The sequence below is a fragment of the Erwinia sp. S43 genome, assembly GCF_016624745.1.
GTDB classification, from domain to species: Bacteria; Pseudomonadota; Gammaproteobacteria; order Enterobacterales; family Enterobacteriaceae; genus Erwinia; species Erwinia coffeiphila.
On the sequence record NZ_JACVTX010000008.1, the window covers coordinates 1 to 16,275 of the forward strand.

General features: G+C 56.0%; 13 protein-coding genes and 1 rRNA gene. 5 read left to right on the top strand and 9 right to left on the bottom strand.

Translation table 11 applies throughout. The annotated features are described in order from the left end of the window. Positions 1-454 (bottom strand): 16S ribosomal RNA (locus IBT47_RS12025); the annotation flags it as partial. Positions 455-1,004: 550 nt separating this feature from the next. On the opposite strand from IBT47_RS12025, the gene mdtD reads away from it, so the two are divergent. Beyond that, positions 1,005-2,405: a multidrug transporter subunit MdtD gene (gene mdtD, locus IBT47_RS12030; protein WP_200560608.1), complete on the top strand. Its 1,401-nt coding sequence runs from the start codon at positions 1,005-1,007 to the stop codon at positions 2,403-2,405. Here mdtD and rbsR read toward each other — a convergent pair. The 7 genes from rbsR to IBT47_RS12065 form a co-directional block, all read right to left on the bottom strand. Next, a complete protein-coding gene (gene rbsR, locus IBT47_RS12035; RefSeq protein ID WP_200560609.1) occupies positions 2,402-3,403 on the bottom strand; it encodes a ribose operon transcriptional repressor RbsR in 1,002 nt (333 codons plus the stop codon). The two genes, mdtD and rbsR, sit on opposite strands and share 4 nt — an antisense overlap. A gap of 2 nt (positions 3,404-3,405) precedes the next feature. After that, a complete protein-coding gene (rbsK, locus tag IBT47_RS12040; RefSeq protein ID WP_200560610.1) occupies positions 3,406-4,335 on the bottom strand; it encodes a ribokinase in 930 nt (309 codons plus the stop codon). 62 nt (positions 4,336-4,397) lie between these two features. After that, entirely contained in the window at positions 4,398-5,273 is an 876-nt protein-coding gene (gene rbsB / locus IBT47_RS12045) for a ribose ABC transporter substrate-binding protein RbsB (protein WP_123334683.1), read from the bottom strand. Between the two features lie 25 nt (positions 5,274-5,298). Next, entirely contained in the window at positions 5,299-6,267 is a 969-nt protein-coding gene (rbsC, locus tag IBT47_RS12050; RefSeq protein ID WP_105595270.1) for a ribose ABC transporter permease, read from the bottom strand. Positions 6,268-6,269: 2 nt separating this feature from the next. Continuing rightward, on the bottom strand, positions 6,270-7,775 hold the full coding sequence (gene rbsA / locus IBT47_RS12055) for a ribose ABC transporter ATP-binding protein RbsA (RefSeq protein WP_200560611.1): 1,506 nt from the start codon (positions 7,773-7,775) through the stop codon (positions 6,270-6,272). A gap of 7 nt (positions 7,776-7,782) precedes the next feature. Next, positions 7,783-8,202: a D-ribose pyranase gene (rbsD, locus tag IBT47_RS12060; RefSeq protein ID WP_200560612.1), complete on the bottom strand. Its 420-nt coding sequence runs from the start codon at positions 8,200-8,202 to the stop codon at positions 7,783-7,785. Between the two features lie 281 nt (positions 8,203-8,483). Beyond that, a complete protein-coding gene (locus IBT47_RS12065; protein WP_200560613.1) occupies positions 8,484-8,882 on the bottom strand; it encodes a YgiW/YdeI family stress tolerance OB fold protein in 399 nt (132 codons plus the stop codon). Between the two features lie 219 nt (positions 8,883-9,101). Between IBT47_RS12065 and qseB the strand changes: the two genes are divergently transcribed. Next, positions 9,102-9,761: a quorum sensing response regulator transcription factor QseB gene (gene qseB, locus IBT47_RS12070; protein WP_200560614.1), complete on the top strand. Its 660-nt coding sequence runs from the start codon at positions 9,102-9,104 to the stop codon at positions 9,759-9,761. Further along, positions 9,758-11,104, top strand: coding sequence for a quorum sensing histidine kinase QseC (gene qseC, locus IBT47_RS12075; protein WP_200560615.1), 1,347 nt, complete (start codon positions 9,758-9,760; stop codon positions 11,102-11,104). Before qseB ends, qseC begins: the two co-directional genes overlap by 4 nt. Before the next feature lie 31 nt (positions 11,105-11,135). Here the strand turns inward: qseC and kup are convergent, their stop codons facing one another. Further along, positions 11,136-13,004, bottom strand: coding sequence for a low affinity potassium transporter Kup (gene kup / locus IBT47_RS12080; protein WP_200560616.1), 1,869 nt, complete (start codon positions 13,002-13,004; stop codon positions 11,136-11,138). A 270-nt stretch (positions 13,005-13,274) separates the two neighbouring features. Between kup and ravA the strand changes: the two genes are divergently transcribed. Together ravA and viaA are read left to right on the top strand one after the other, a co-directional pair. Continuing rightward, positions 13,275-14,768 (top strand): ATPase RavA, encoded by a 1,494-nt coding sequence (gene ravA, locus IBT47_RS12085; RefSeq protein WP_200545831.1) that lies wholly within the window; start codon positions 13,275-13,277, stop codon positions 14,766-14,768. Continuing rightward, positions 14,765-16,225: an ATPase RavA stimulator ViaA gene (viaA, locus tag IBT47_RS12090; protein WP_200560617.1), complete on the top strand. Its 1,461-nt coding sequence runs from the start codon at positions 14,765-14,767 to the stop codon at positions 16,223-16,225. The genes ravA and viaA overlap by 4 nt, the downstream gene beginning before the upstream one ends. The last annotated feature ends 50 nt before the right edge of the window (positions 16,226-16,275 follow it).

Below are 16,275 nucleotides of genomic sequence, written 5' to 3' on the forward strand. Positions count from 1 at the left end.
CCTTCCTCCCCGCTGAAAGTACTTTACAACCCGAAGGCCTTCTTCATACACGCGGCATGGCTGCATCAGGCTTGCGCCCATTGTGCAATATTCCCCACTGCTGCCTCCCGTAGGAGTCTGGACCGTGTCTCAGTTCCAGTGTGGCTGGTCATCCTCTCAGACCAGCTAGGGATCGTCGCCTAGGTGAGCCATTACCCCACCTACTAGCTAATCCCATCTGGGCACATCCGATGGTGTGAGGCCCGAAGGTCCCCCACTTTGGTCCGAAGACGTTATGCGGTATTAGCTACCGTTTCCAGTAGTTATCCCCCTCCATCGGGCAGTTTCCCAGACATTACTCACCCGTCCGCCACTCGTCACCCAAAGAGCAAGCTCTTCTGTGCTACCGTTCGACTTGCATGTGTTAGGCCTGCCGCCAGCGTTCAATCTGAGCCATGATCAAACTCTTCAATTAAAAGCTTGATTTGCTGAAACCAGTTCAGCGATGCTCATCTGTAAAACGTCATAATGAATTTCATTATGTGTTCACTCGTGAGACTTGATATTTTTTACGTCCGGAGACGTTGATATCAATCCTGCGAGTGCCCACACAGATTGTCTGATAAATTGTTAAAGAGCAGTGCAGTCAGTGCCGAGGCTTCCTGCTGCGAGGTGGCGTATATTACGCTTTCCTCCTTCGGAGTCAACTTCTTTTTGAGAAGTTTTTTCCGGCGGTTCAGACAACTTTCTGAACCTCTAACACGCTGGCCTGTAAGCCGTTGTTCCGTGTCAGTGGAGGCGCAGTATAGGGATTTTCTGGCGGCTGACAAGTTTTTATTGCAAATAAATTACCGAGCGTCTTATTTTTAACCAAAAGAATAAAAAGAATACAACAGGCGATTAATAATCACCCAGATATAGCCAGAAAACAGCAGACGCCCATCACAAAATTGAGATACGGGATGCTATTCTTGCTGCACCGCAGGCAGATTTCTGCTGGCTTCCTAAATAAAAAAGGACGACCAATGATAAAATCCGCGCGCAGTATGGCCGGACTTCCGTGGATCGCCGCCATGGCGTTCTTTATGCAGGCGCTTGATGCCACCATTCTCAACACCGCTCTGCCCGCTATCGCCCATAGCCTGAACCGTTCACCGCTGGCCATGCAGTCAGCCGTTATCAGCTACACCTTAACCGTCGCCATGCTGATTCCCGTCAGCGGCTGGCTGGCCGATCGCTTCGGCACACGTAAAGTGTTTATCGTTGCCGTCTTCCTGTTCTCTTTTGGTTCCCTGGCCTGTGCGCTATCAAACTCGCTGGGCATGCTGGTGATCTCTCGCGTTATCCAGGGCGTCGGCGGCGCGATGATGATGCCGGTGGCGCGGCTGGCCCTGCTGCGGGCCTATCCGCGCAGCGAACTGCTGCCGGTACTCAACTTTGTCACCATGCCCGGGTTGATTGGCCCGGTACTGGGCCCTCTGTTGGGCGGTGTATTGGTCACATGGGCAACCTGGCACTGGATATTTCTCATCAATATCCCGATTGGGATTCTCGGCATTATCTATGCGCGCAAATACATGCCGGACTTCACCACCCCAAAACGACGGTTCGACCTACTGGGCTTTCTGCTGTTCGGTCTTGGACTGGTTGGGATCTCAAGCGGCATCGAGCTGTTTGGCGAGCGGGTCGTCTCCAGCCTTATCGCACTAAGTGTCCTGGTCGGAGGGATTGTCCTTCTTCTTCTATATATAGTGCACGCCCGCCGCCATCCTTCTCCGCTGCTGCCGCTGCCGATGTTTAAAACCCGCACGTTCTCCGTCGGCATCATTGGTAATATCGCCTCTCGTCTGGGAACCGGCTGTATTCCTTTTCTTATGCCGCTGATGTTACAGGTTGGCTTTGGCTATACCGCACTGATCGCCGGATGCATGATGGCCCCGACGGCGCTGGGATCGATTCTGGCAAAATCGCTGGTCACAAGAGTTCTGCGCTGGTTTGGTTATCGTAAAACGCTGGTCGGTATCAGTGTGATTATCGGCGTGTTGATTGCGTCGTTTTCCCTGCAATCAGCAAGCTGGAGCGTGCTGGCAATGTTAATCCCGCTGTTTATTCTCGGGATGGCGATGTCTACCCAGTTTACGGCGATGAACACCATCACCCTTGCGGATTTAACCGATGCCAATGCCAGCAGCGGCAATAGCATGCTGGCGGTAACGCAGCAGCTGGCGATTGGTTTTGGTGTAGCGGTTAGCGCGGCGGTCCTGCGCTTTTATGAAAACTTCGATGGCACAACCTTCCAGCACTTCCACGCCACCTTCCTGACGATGGGCGTCATTACCGTGATTTCCGCGCTGGTGTTCCTGCTGTTGAAACCAGGAGACGGCCGCAACCTGATCAGCGACCGCGATAAAAAGAAGAAGGCTTAGCGTTCCCCCACCGAGGCGCGCGCCATAAGTTCCGGTGTCAGTACCAGCAGCTGCTGGCTGGCATCGGGGCTACTCAGCCGGTGCAGCAGAGTATCAATCGCCAGCTCACCCAGCTCGTCTTTCGGCTGATGGATAGTGCTTAGAGGCGGGGTCATATAGCGCGCCAGCTCAATATCATCGTATCCCATCACCGCCATATCCTGCGGAATGGTCATCCCGGCCTGGAAGAGCGCCTGATAAACGCCAACGGCCATAGCATCATTACTGGTAAATACCGCCTGAGGTCGCGGGTCCAGGGTTAACAGGTGCTGCATGGCGTTGAAGCCACCTTCAAACTCAAAATCACCGTCAACAATATATCCGGGCAGGATCGGTAACTCCGCCGTGGCCATCGCTCGCTGATAGCCTTCAAGGCGCAGGCGCGCTGGCGTTTTGTCCTGAGGGCCGGCAATACAGGCAATGCGCGTATAACCGCAGGAAATCAGATGCTGAGTCGCCATTTCTCCGCCCAGCAACGAGTTGTCCTGAATGATGTCGCTGCCGCCTTCAAACGGTGCCCAGTCCATCATCACCGAAGGAATAGAAGGATAGCGGCCAAGGATCTCGGCGGAGGGCAGATGGCTTTCGGTGCACATGATCAGCAAACCATCAACGCGCTTTTGCAGCAACGTTTCCAGGCTCCGATCCATACGGTCCTTATCCCCTTCGGTATTACACAAGATCAGGCTGTAACCGCGCTCATAACAGCTGCGTTCAACGCCACGCACCACTTCCGCGTAAAACGGGTTGCTGCTGGCGGTCAACAGCATGCCGATAGTGCGGGTCTGATTCAGCTTCAGGCTGCGAGCCAGCGCTGACGGCGCGTAGTTCAGCTCGCTGATTGCCGAAGTGACCTTCTCTCGGATCGTCTCGCTGACGAACCGATTGTTGTTAATCACGTGGGATACGGTAGAGGTTGAGACGCCCGCAAGTCGGGCGACATCTTTCATTGTGGCCACGTTTACCCCTGCGATTGCAAGAAGCTGTCGATCTCTTCACGCCAGGGTACGGAGGGCTGAGCACCATGGCGCGTGACGGCAATAGCCGCAGCAGCATGAGCAAAGCGCACCGACTCGGCCATCGGCTTTTTCTCCAGCAGTGCGGTAATCAGCGCACCGTTAAACGTATCGCCGGCAGCAATCGTATCCACCGCCTCTACGCGGAATCCTGGAATACGCAGGCCGTTGCCCTGCTCGCTCAACCACACGCCGCGGCTGCCGAGGGTGATCAATACCGATTCAATCCCTTTAGCATGTAGCACTGCCGCAGCCTTCGCCGCATCCTCATCGGTTTTTACAGACACGCCAGTCAGGATCTGCGCTTCTGTTTCATTTGGGGTAATCATATCCACCAGCGACAGCAGTTCATCGGAAAGCGCCGTTGCCGGGGCCGGATTCAAAATCACCCGGGTCTGATTCTGATGGGCAATGCGCGCAGCGGCCAGCACGCTGTCCAGCGGCGACTCAAGCTGCATCAATAACGCGTCAGCGTCGGCAATCACCTGCTGATGCTGAGCCACACGCTCCGGCGTCAGCGCCGCATTCGCACCGGCGTAAATGCCGATGGTGTTTTCACCTTCGCCATTGACAAAAATCAGCGCCACGCCGGTAGACTCACCCTCAACGGCAATCACCGGAGCCACATCAATACGATCGTCCGCCAGCTGCCTGCGGATACGTTCACCAATATCGTCATGACCCACGCAGGCAATAAAGGAAATATCCGCGCCGCTACGCCCGGCAGCAACGGCCTGGTTCGCCCCTTTTCCACCAAATGCGACCTGATACTGCTTCCCGATCACCGTTTCACCCGGGCGCGGGAACTGCGCCAGATTAAGAATGTGATCTGCGTTGATGCTGCCAAGAACAGCCAGTTTGCCGGTATTTTTCATATGGGGAATCGTCCAGATAAGTGCGCCACCCGAGGGTGGCGCGTGCCATGCTTTTCTTTGATTTATTTGGTAACCAGCTTCAGGTCTACCGGATTTACCGCGTCGACTTTCTGACCTTTCAGCACTTTATCAGCGGTTTCTACACCGATAGAGCCGATCTGCTCCGGCAGCTGAGCAACGGTCGCGGCCAGTTTGCCGCCTTCAACAGCCTTCACCCCATCAGGCGTGCCGTCGAAGCCCACAACCACCACACCAGATTTACCGGCAGTTTGCAATGCGCGTAATGCACCCAGCGCCATTTCATCATTCTGGGCAAACACCGCCTGTACATCTGGATGCGCGGTCAGCAGGTTCTGCATCACGTTCAGGCCCTTGGTACGGTCGAAATCGGCCGGCTGGCTGGCGAGGATATTAAATTTATGGGCATCGGCGGCCTGTTTGAAGCCTTCACCACGCTCACGCGCGGCTGACGTACCGGCAATCCCCTGCAGTTCGATAATTTTTGCACCGTCACCCAGCTTCTGAGCGATAAACTCGCCGGCCTGCTTACCGCCTGCGCGGTTATCAGAAGCGATATGGCTGACCACCTTGCCCTGTGTGGCTACGCGGTCAAGGGTGATCACCGGGATGTTGGCCTGGTTAGCCATTTTCACCGCATTGCCCACCGCATCGGAATCGGTTGGGTTGATCAGCATAACCTTGGTGCCGCGAACGGTCAGGTCCTGCACGTTCGCCAGCTCTTTCGCCGGGTTATTCTGTGAATCCAGCACCACCAGGTTGTAACCCAGCTTATCGGCTTCTTTCTGTGCCCCATCTTTCAGCGAGACAAAGAAGGGATTGTTCAGCGTGGATACCACCAGCGCGATAGTGTCTTTTGCCAGCGCATTGGTGCTCAGAGTAGCGCCTAACAGTAAAGCCAGTGCAGTCAGTTTTTTCATGTTCTTAATCCTGTAGGGTAATCAGTTATTTACTGCTTTTGTTGTCTACCAGCACCGCCAGTAAAATCACTACAGCTTTGACGATCATTTGGTAGTAAGAAGAGACACCGAGCAGGTTCAGCCCGTTGTTGAGGAAACCAAGGATCAGCGCACCGATCAGCGTTCCCATAATACGTCCTTTGCCACCAGCGAGGCTGGTCCCGCCGAGTACAACGGCCGCAATCGCATCCAGCTCATAGCCGGTTCCCGCCGTTGGCTGTGCGGAAGAAAGGCGCGCGACTTCAATGGTTCCGGCTAGCGCAGCCAGCATGCCGCACAATGCATAAACGGTGATTTTTACCCGATTCACGCTGATGCCTGAAAGACGGGTCGCCGCTTCGTTACCACCCAGCGCATAGATATAACGACCCAGACGGGTGTGATGCAGCATGTACCATGCGGCAAAGAAGACAATTGCCATCAGCCAGACCGGCGTTGGGATACCCAGCGGGCGGCCAATACCGAACCAGCCGAACAGATCCGCATTGTCGCTAAAACCGGTATTCACCGGGCTGCCGTTGGTGTACACCATGGTCACCCCGCGCAGCAGCAGCATCATCACCAGCGTGGCGATAAACGCCTGAACCTTGCCTTTCGCGACAATCGTACCGGTAATACCGCCGATCAGGGCGCCCAGCGCCAGCGAAGCGGCAACCGCCACCAGCGCATTCACTTCCAGGCCAACGATCGATGCCGCCACCGCGCCGGTCAGCGCCAGCAGCGAACCGACGGACAGATCGATGCCCGAGGTCAGGATAACCAACGTCATCCCCACGGCCATAATGGCGTTAACCGAGGTCTGTTGCAGAATATTGAACAGGTTCGCCACGGTGAAAAAGTTCGGGCTCATGCTGGAGACAATGGCGATCAGCACCAGCAGTGCAATCAGCGATTTCTGTTCAAGCAGCCATGCCTTACTGATCAGGCGGCGTGAAGGGATTGTTTGCGTACTCATAGTTATGCCAGCTCCGCGCTGTATTGTTTGCCTACTGCCGCCGCCATCAGAATTTCCTGCGAGGCGTGTTCAATCGGGAAGTCACCGCTCAGGCGACCTTCGTGCATCACCAGCACGCGGTCGCTCATGCCCAGCACTTCCGGCATTTCAGAAGAGACGAGGATGATGCTCAGCCCCTCTTCTTTAAACTGGTTAATTAGCTGATAAATCTCTTTCTTCGCGCCAACGTCCACGCCGCGAGTCGGTTCATCCAGGATCAGCACCTTAGGCCGGGTCATCAGGCCACGGGCAATAGCCACCTTCTGCTGATTCCCGCCGGAAAGCAGGCCGATCGGCTGATTCATCGAAGGGGTTTTAACGTTAAACAGCTTGATAAAGTCCCCGACGGCCAGCTGCTCTTCACCGTGCTTCAGACGACCGCCGGTATGGCTGAAATACTTCAGGGCGGTCAGCGACATGTTCTCTTTTACCGACATCCCCAGCACCAGACCATCGCGCTTGCGGTCCTCAGAGATATAGACGATACCGTTGAGCAGCCCTTCTTCTGGCGAACGCGCTACTACCGCTTTGCCGTCCAGAGTTACGGTTCCGGCTGAACGCGGCAGTGCGCCGTACAGCACTTTCATTAATTCGGTACGGCCAGCGCCCATCAAGCCCGCCACGCCAAGGATCTCTCCTTTACGCAGAGTAAAGCTGACATCGTCAACGCCGGAACCGCTCAGGTTTTCCACCTTCAGGCGAATATCACCCGGTGCTTTGTCCAGGCGCGGATACTGCTCTTCGAGCTTGCGGCCGACCATCATTTCGATCAGCGACTCTTCGCTTAACGAGTTGACCTCCCGCTCGGCAATAAACTGACCATCGCGGAAAATAGTCACGTCATCGCAGATCTCAAAAATCTCTTTCATGCGATGGGAGATATACACAATGCCGCAGCCCTGCGCCTTCAGCTCGTTGATCACGCGAAACAGCGAGGCAGTTTCCGTATCGGTCAGCGCATCCGTTGGCTCGTCCATAATGATGACTTTAGATTCAAAGCTCAGCACTTTGGCAATCTCAACCATCTGCTGATCGCCAATTGACAGATCGCCCACCAGTTTGTGGCTGCTGAACCGCAGGTTCAGGCGTTTCAGCAACGCGTCCGCCTTCTCGTGCATCGCTTTCCACTGAATACGGCCAAAGCGGTTAACGAACTCGCGACCGAGGAAAATATTCTCCGCAATACTGAGCTGCGGGATCAGGTTAAGCTCCTGGTGGATAATGCCGATACCCGCTTCCTGCGACGCCTTCGGCCCGTTGAACGTTGTTTCTTTACCCAACCACTCAAAGCTACCGGCATCGCGAGCGTAGATCCCGGTCAGGACTTTCATCATGGTGGATTTACCTGCACCGTTCTCCCCCACCAGCGCCATGACGCGGCCAGGATAAACGGCAAGTGCAGCCCCCGACAGCGCTTTCACGCCGGGGAAGGATTTCTCAATGCCTTTCAGTTGCAGTAAAGGTTGCATAACGGCCTCAGAAGGTCACGCCAGCGTTAAGGATGATATTCGCATACGGAGAACACTCCCCGCTGCGAATAACAGCCTTACTACGTTGTGTTTGTTGTTTGAACTGTTCGTGACTGATATAGCTGATACTAATGGTATTACCCTGGTGTTGTTGCAAGGATTCAAGCAGGGCGATCAGTTCACTGTGGAGCTGCGGATTGTGCTGCAAAATCTCCTCCGCAAGGATGGCGCTCTCAACCTGCATTTCTTCAGTTACCGTTTTGGTTACCTGCAAAAAACTGGGAATACCGTGAGTCAGCGCAAGATCGATGCGCTGCGGGCCATGCGGGACAGGCAGGCCAGAATCGCCGATGGTCAGGCTATCAGTATGTCCCAGGCGGGAAACCACGGACGAAATATCAGAATTCAGTAAGGTGCCTTTTTTCATCTTTCACTCCAGAGCGAAACGTTTCGCTGACTGCAGTTTAAGCAACGGCCAGGGGAAAACAATCGCCAGATCGTGAAAATGTGATCGCCATCGAAACGTTTCGCTGTCGTTGCACGAAGATGAATTTACGGCGTCAAAGAGGCTTCAGAAAGAAAGTTGGGGGGATTTTGATATGAATGATTGCCTTGCGGAACAGCGCGAGATAATCCTCCAGCAAACAGCATTATCCGCCGATGCTGGAAGAATAGTTTATCGCTCGCGCTGCCGGGAATGAGTCATCCTTACTGACTGATTTTTCTGATCTGCTTCACATCCAGCTCAAGGGAGTTAAAGTCTTTATCCAACTTGCCCTGAAGTTCGACATTATCTTTCGGGCCGACGGTCTGGCCTTCCCAGCGCTTGTGGTCAATCTCTACCGTCATAGTGCCGGTGGCATCGCGAAACAGATAGTCTTCATCCCCGATACGCTTCTCGATATTACCGCGCATCGTTACCCAGGCGTCGTCTTTCATATCCTGCGCCTGTTTTACGGTCACCATCGTACCATTTGGCCCGCTAAAGCCCCCTTTCTGTACGACGGAGGTCGGCGCATTCGGGTCGACAAAGCCGCCTCCCTGTACGGCCAGAACCGGGGTAGAAATCAGGGCGGTAATCGCCAGTAATGCAGCTGTTTTTTTCATGTTCATCTTTATCACCTTTCTTCCTGAACGGAGGCAGCGTTCCACTGCCGGAGGGTCTCTGAACGTGATTAAAACAAACGCTTCTTAACAGGATCTTAAGGAACATCAGCTGATGAGTTTATTTCTGTTTATTGCGTAAATTCAGGCAATTTCGCCGATCGTCCCTGTACAAGCGGCATCCTCATTCCGTATAAATCGCTAACAGCCAAGGATAAGCCGATGAGAATTTTACTGATTGAAGACGATCGCCTGATTGGCGACGGGATAAAAGCCGGACTGGGCAAGCTGGGGTTTAGCGTTGACTGGTTTACTGAGGGAAATGATGGCCTGCTCGCCCTCAGCGCAGCACCCTACGATGCCGTGGTGCTGGACCTCAGCCTGCCGGGGATCGATGGCCTGGAGATCCTGCGCCAGTGGCGCCAGCAGGGCCGCGACGAGCCGGTGCTGATCCTGACCGCCCGCGATGCCCTTGAGCAGCGGGTCGATGGCCTGCAGCAGGGGGCCGACGACTATCTGTGCAAGCCTTTTGCCCTCACTGAAGTGGCGGCACGGCTGCAGGCGCTGATCCGTCGACGCCACGGCCAGCTACAGCCCATATTGCAGCACGGCAGGGTGATGATGGAGCCGGCTTCTCACAGCGTCACCCTGGACGGCAAGCCGCTGGAGCTGAAAGCGCGCGAGCTGGCGCTGCTGGAGCTGTTTCTGCTCAACCCGGGTCGAGTGCTGACCCGCGCCCGGTTGGAAGAGAAGCTCTACGGCTGGGATGAAGATGTCTCGAGTAATGCGATAGAGGTGCATATCCATCACCTGCGCAAAAAGCTGGGCAGCGAATTTATCCGTACCGTTCACGGCGTTGGCTACACGCTGGGGGCGCTATGAAAAAAAGAAGCCTGCGCCTGCGCCTGACGGTCGGTTTTCTACTACTGAGTATTCTGTGCTGGGGAGCGGCCGCGGTGGGCGGCTGGTGGCAAACGCGGCACAACATCAACCAGCTGTTTGATACCCAGCAGATGCTGTTTGCTAAACGACTGGCGGCGATTAATCCTGAACGACTGAGTAACGATCCCCTCACCCTGCCAAAAACTAAAAAGCTGCTGCGCCATCATCGCGGCGACCAGGAAGATGATGCGCTGGCCTTCGCCGTGTTCAGCCGCGAAGGGAAAATGCTGCTCAATGACGGTGATAATGGCAAAGATTTCCCCTTTAGCTATCAGCGCGACGGCTTTACCGACGGCAGATTAAAAGATGATGACGATATGTGGCGGCTGGTGTGGCTCACCACGGCGGACGGCCGCTATATCGTGGCAGTGGGCCAGGAGTGGGAATACCGCGATGATATGACCCGCGATCTGGTACACGCCAGTCTCAGCCCCTGGCTGCTGGCGCTGCCGGTGATGCTGCTACTGATGCTTTGGCTGGTCAGCCACGAACTTAAACCCCTCAAGTACATCGCGCAACAGCTCCGCCAGCGGGCGGCGGATGATGCCGCACCGCTCGAAGCTGAGCGCGTCCCACAGGAAGTTCGTCCCCTGCTGGACGAGCTTAACCAGCTGTTTGCCCGCATCGGTGCGATGCTGCTGCGCGAGCGGCGCTTTATCTCCGATGCCGCCCACGAACTGCGCAGCCCGCTGGCGGCGCTGAAGGTCCAGACCGAAGTGGCACAGCTGGCCCACGACGATACCGCTGCGCTCAGCCACGCACTGAGTAATCTGGATATCGGTATCGAGCGCGCCACGCGGCTGGTGGATCAGTTGCTGATCCTCTCGCGGCTGGATAATGGCCAGGATCTGCAAAAACAGTCGCTGGAAATGCAGTCTCTATTGCAGCAGGCCGTGGTCGAGCACTATGAACAGGCGCGGGAAAAAGGAATCGATCTCAGTCTGGATGCACCGGAAGAACCGCTCAGACAGCTGGCAAACCCGCTGCTGCTGGCTCTGCTGGTGCGCAATCTGCTGGATAACGCTATCCGCTATGCGCCAGAGGGCAGCCAGGTGGCACTGGCGCTAACGGAGAACAGCCTGACGATAAGCGATAACGGCCCGGGTATTCCGGCAGATCTGCTGCCGCGCATCGGGGAGCGTTTCTATCGTCCTCCCGGTCAGCAGCAGTCCGGCAGCGGCCTGGGATTATCGATCGTTCATCATATTGCCCGGCTGCACGGTATGGGGGTCACGCTGAAGAATCGGGATGAGGGTGGATTAGTCGTGACGGTGTGGTTGTAGGGCGCGGTCATGTTCAGACCGCGCCCGTTCATCAGATTTCGACCTGCGTACCCAGCTCAATCACCCGGTTAGGCGGGATTTCAAACTGATCCGGCGCGCGCAGGGCGTTCTTTTGCAGCATCAGGAACAGCTTGCCGCGCAGGCGCAGATACCACGGTCGTTTACCGATAATCAGCGATTCGTGGGACATAAAGAACGAGGTTTCCATCATCCGGCAGCTCAGCCCTTCCAGACCGCAGCGGTGGAAGATCTCCTCGACGTTTGGCGTTTCGCGCCAGCCGTAGCTGGCCACCACGCGCCAGAAGGTCGGGGAAAGCTGCTCAATGGTCACGCGTTTCACATTATGCACGTACGGCGCATCTTCAGTACGCAGCGTCAGCAGCACCACGCGTTCATGCAGTACCTTGTTATGCTTAAGATTATGCAGCATGGCAAAGGGGATCACGTTCAGCGCGCGCGACATATACACTGCGGTTCCCGGTACCCTGACCGGCGGCGATTTCTCCAGCGAGGCGATCATCGCCTCCAGCGAATTACCGTGCTCATGCATACGACGCAGCAGGCGGAAGCGTTCGCTTTTCCAGGTGGTCATAATCACAAACATCACCAGCGCCAGCGCCAGCGGCAGCCAGCCGCCGGAGAACACCTTCACCAGGTTTGCCGAGAACAGTGACACATCAATACACAGCATGGCCACGAGGATTAGCAGTGACAGATAGCGATTCCAGTGCCAGTTCTTGATCGCCACTGTTGTACACAAAATGGCCGTCAGCACCATGGTACCCGTCACCGCAATACCGTAGGCCGCAGCGAGGTTGCTGGAGTGCTTAAAGCCGATAATCACGATGACCACGGCAACAAACAGCAGCCAGTTGATCACCGGAATATAGATCTGGCCGGATTCCTGCTCTGAGGTGTAAACAATACGCATCGGCGGTAGATAGCCCAGACGCACGGCCTGACGCGTGAGTGAGAATACCCCGGAAATCACCGCCTGAGAGGCGATCACCGTGGCCAGAGTCGCCAGCAGCAGCAGCGGGATCAGCGCCCAGTCAGGTGCCAGCAGGAAGAACGGGTTTTTGATGGCTTCAGGATGTGCCAACAGCAGCGCACCCTGGCCGAAATAGTTCAGCACCAGCGAAGGCAGCACCACAATAAACCACGCCAGTCGGATAGGGAATTTGCCAAAGTGGCCCATATCCGCATACAGCGCTTCCACCCCGGTAATCGCCAGCACCACGGCACCCAGCGCAAAGAAGGATACGGTTTTATATTCAATAAAGAAGTGAACCGCCCAGTAAGGATTCATCGCCTGCAATACGTCAGGGTGATTGATAATGCTGCGCGCACCCAGCACCGCCAGTACGATAAACCACACCAGCATCACTGGTGCAAACAGCTTACCCACAATGCCTGTACCGTGTTTCTGAATCACAAACAGCAGAGTCAGCACCGCGATGGCCAGCGGGACGATATAGCTGTCGAGCGACGGTGCGGCAATCTCCAGCCCTTCTATCGCCGACAGTACCGATACGGCAGGGGTTATCACCACTTCGCCATAGAAGAAGCTGCCGCCAATCAGGCCCATAATCAGCAGGATCGCGGTTGCCCGCCCGCCGGTATTGCGCCCGGCCAGCGACATCAGCGTCAGAATACCGCCCTCACCGGCGTTGTCCGCGCGCATGACGTAGGTGATGTACTTGAGGGATACCGTCAGGATCAACAGCCAGAAGATCAGGGAGAGGAAACCAAATACCGCATCGCGCTCTACGCCAAAGCCGAACTGTCCCGACAGACATTCGCGCAGGGTATACAGCGGGCTGGTACCGATATCACCGTAGACCACGCCGATTGCGGCAAGAGTAACGGCACCAAGGGACTGCTTTTTGTCAGAGCTCATAGGTTAATCTTTTGTTGCAGCCGGCCAGCGCGGGATTGCGCACAGTTTACCAGGCTATCAAAAAGCGCACAGTATGCATGATTCATCACGAATGCCTATTGTTTATTGACGGGATATCGCCCAAACGGAACTAACTTCAATGGCCAGTGTCACCCTTTGATAATAAAAAAGCTGACTGCTATCAACTCTTTCAAGCATCATAGTCAGTAGTGTTTGCGCTCGCCAGCCACGATGCTGGCCTGACCGTAGAAAAAGGATGGATGTTTGATTATGGCCCAGTCTCACTTACTGGCGGAGCGTATTTCCCGCCTGAGCAATGCGTTAGAGAAAGGACTTTACGAACGCCATCACGCGATTCGGCTCTGCCTTCTAGCCGCGCTATGTGGCGAAAGCGTTTTTTTACTCGGGCCGCCGGGCATCGCCAAGAGCCTGATCGCCCGACGCCTGAAGTTTGCTTTTCAGCACTCCCGCGCCTTTGAGTATCTGATGACCCGCTTCTCAACGCCGGAAGAGGTGTTTGGCCCGCTGTCCATTCAGGCATTGAAGGATGAAGGCCGCTATCAGCGCCTGACCAAAGGCTACTTGCCCGATGCGGAAATCGTATTCCTGGATGAGATCTGGAAAGCCGGCCCGGCAATCCTCAATACTCTGCTGACCGCCATTAACGAACGCCGTTTCCGCAACGGCGACAACGAAGAAAAAATCCCGATGCGGCTGCTGGTCACCGCCTCTAACGAATTGCCGGAGGCGGACAGCGGGCTGGAAGCGCTGTATGACCGCATGCTGATCCGCCTGTGGCTAGATAACGTCCACGAGAAGCAGAATTTCCGCAGCCTGCTGACCCACCAGCAGGATGAAAATCAGAATCCGGTTGCGGAATCACTGTGCATCAGCGACGAGGAGTATCTGGCCTGGCAGCAAGGCATTACCAAAGTTAACCTGCCGGATGATGTCTTCGAGCTGATCTTCCAGCTGCGCCAGCAGTTAGAAAATCAGCCAGAAGCGCCATATATCTCCGACCGCCGCTGGAAAAAAGCCATTCATCTGCTGCAGGCCAGCGCCTTTTACAGCGGGCGCAATTCTATCGCGCCGATCGATCTGATCCTGCTGAAAGACTGTCTGTGGCATGACGTGAATTCGATGAAACTGCTGGATCGCGAAATTGATAATCTGCTGACCCAGCAGGCGTGGCAGCAGCAGCCGATCCTGATCAAACTCCAGCAGATTAACACCCGCCGCCTGGCGCTTCAGCAGCAGCAGAGCGTGGAGCAGGCCATTCGCCTGGAGAAACACGGCGGCATGTTCAGCCGCAAGCCGCATTTCGAGCTGCCCGCCGCGCTGTCGGCCGATGAGCTGACCCTGATGCTGCAAAAGCCGCTGACGCTGCATGATATGCAGGTTACGCACGTGACTCTGGCCCGCGAGGCGCTGCATCACTGGCTGCAAAAAGGGGGAGAGGTACGCGGCAAGCTGAATGGCATCGGCTTTGCGCAGATGTTGGATCTGCACGTGGATGCTCAGGAGTGTCTGACGCTGCGTGATATCAGTCTGCAAAGCACGCGGCTGATGCTGCCCGGTAAACTCCAGCAGGCGCTGCCGGAAGAGATTATTCAGGCGCTGGATGAGCTGGATACTCAACTTCGTGCCCAGCGCACGCTGTTCAGTCAGCACCATCGCTGCCTGTTTATCAGCGATGACTGGCTGGCTCGCGTTGAGGACAGCCTGCAGCAGGTGGCCGAACAGCTGAAGCAGGCGCGGCAGTGATCTCACTCGATACACTGAGTATGTTGCTGACCATCAGCGAAAACGAGCTGATCGAAGAAGTGGCCATCGCCATGCTGGCCTCGCCAAAGCTGGCCGCTTTTTTCAAAAAATTCCCGGGGCTGAAAAATGCCCTGACTCGCGATTTGCCCAACTGGAAAGCAGGCGTGCTGCAACAGCTCAAATCGACCCCGGTTCCCGACGACGTGGCCGAAGAGTTCAGCCGCTTCCAGCACTTCCAGACGCTTAACTCCCACGAATTCAGCGCGCAGCTGCCCGCTTTGTTGCAGTGGCTGGATACCAACCACTCGCCCTTTGCAGAGAAAGCCCGTCACCTGGTGGAACATACGGAGAACGGTCATCTGAGCCCGGCTCAGCAGACGCTGTTTCTCCAGCGCTGGCGGCTGAGCCTGACCCTGCAAACCCTGTCGCTGAACCAACAGCTGCTGGACCAGGAGCGCGACAAGCTGCTGGCCGAGCTACAGCACAGAATGGCGATGAGCGGCCAGCTGGCACCGGTACTGGCCAGTGATGATGACGCGGCGGCTGGCAGGCTGTGGGATCTCACCCGCAGCACGCTACAGCGTGAGGATTATCAGCTGATTGTGCAGTACGGTGATTTTCTGGCGGGGCAGCCCGAGCTGATGAAGCTGGCCGAACAGCTGGGCCGCAGCCGCGAAGCCAAAGCCGTGCAGGCGGAAGAGGCGCCGCTGGAAGCCTTCCACCAACTGGTGCGCGAACCGGAAAGCGTGCCGGAAGAGGTCAACGGGCTGCATCAAAGCGATGATATCCTGCGCCTGCTGCCGCCGGAGCTGGCTACCCTCGGCATCAGCGAACTGGAATTCGAGTTTTACCGCCGGCTGGTGGAAAAGCGCCTGCTGACCTATCGCCTGCAGGGCGAGAGCTGGCACGATAAGATCATCGAGCGGCCCGTCGTTCATCAGCATCATGATGAGCAACCGAGAGGACCCTTTATTGTCTGCGTCGATACATCCGGATCGATGGGCGGATTTAACGAGCGCTGCGCAAAAGCCTTCTGTCTGGCGCTGCTGAAAGTGGCGCTGGCGGACAACCGCCGCTGCTACATTATGCTGTTCGCGCACGAAGTCATCGGCTATGAACTCACCGCCGGAGACGGTATCAGCCAGGCGATCCGTTTCCTCAGCCAGCGCTTTCGCGGCGGCACCGATCTTGCCGCCTGTCTGGACGAAGTATTAAAAAAACTCAGCGGCAGCCCGTGGCAGGATGCCGATGCGGTGATCCTCTCCGATTTTATCGCCCAGCGCCTGCCGGAAGAGCTGGTTAAACGCGTTCGCGATCATCAAAATCGCCAGCAGCAGCGTTTTCATGCCGTTGCCATGTCCGATCATGGAAAACCGGCCATCATGCGTATCTTCAACCATATCTGGCGTTTTGACACCGGACTAAAAAGCCGCCTTCTGCGCCGCTGGCAGCGCTAGTCCTCTTCCCTCAGCCCTTTGCGCAAAATACGGCAAACCTTATTTGCTAT

What these genes read in the sequence shown, in the direction of transcription:
- mdtD (WP_200560608.1), top strand. Translation starts at nt 1,005, where the DNA reads ATGATAAAATCCGCGCGCAGTATGGCCGGACTTCCGTGGATCGCCGCC.
- ravA (WP_200545831.1), top strand. Translation starts at nt 13,275, where the DNA reads ATGGCCCAGTCTCACTTACTGGCGGAGCGTATTTCCCGCCTGAGCAAT.
- rbsK (WP_200560610.1), bottom strand. Translation starts at nt 4,335, where the DNA reads ATGAAAAATACCGGCAAACTGGCTGTTCTTGGCAGCATCAACGCAGAT.
- IBT47_RS12065 (WP_200560613.1), bottom strand. Translation starts at nt 8,882, where the DNA reads ATGAAAAAAACAGCTGCATTACTGGCGATTACCGCCCTGATTTCTACC.
- qseB (WP_200560614.1), top strand. Translation starts at nt 9,102, where the DNA reads ATGAGAATTTTACTGATTGAAGACGATCGCCTGATTGGCGACGGGATA.
- kup (WP_200560616.1), bottom strand. Translation starts at nt 13,004, where the DNA reads ATGAGCTCTGACAAAAAGCAGTCCCTTGGTGCCGTTACTCTTGCCGCA.
- rbsC (WP_105595270.1), bottom strand. Translation starts at nt 6,267, where the DNA reads ATGAGTACGCAAACAATCCCTTCACGCCGCCTGATCAGTAAGGCATGG.
- rbsB (WP_123334683.1), bottom strand. Translation starts at nt 5,273, where the DNA reads ATGAAAAAACTGACTGCACTGGCTTTACTGTTAGGCGCTACTCTGAGC.
- qseC (WP_200560615.1), top strand. Translation starts at nt 9,758, where the DNA reads ATGAAAAAAAGAAGCCTGCGCCTGCGCCTGACGGTCGGTTTTCTACTA.
- rbsD (WP_200560612.1), bottom strand. Translation starts at nt 8,202, where the DNA reads ATGAAAAAAGGCACCTTACTGAATTCTGATATTTCGTCCGTGGTTTCC.
- rbsA (WP_200560611.1), bottom strand. Translation starts at nt 7,775, where the DNA reads ATGCAACCTTTACTGCAACTGAAAGGCATTGAGAAATCCTTCCCCGGC.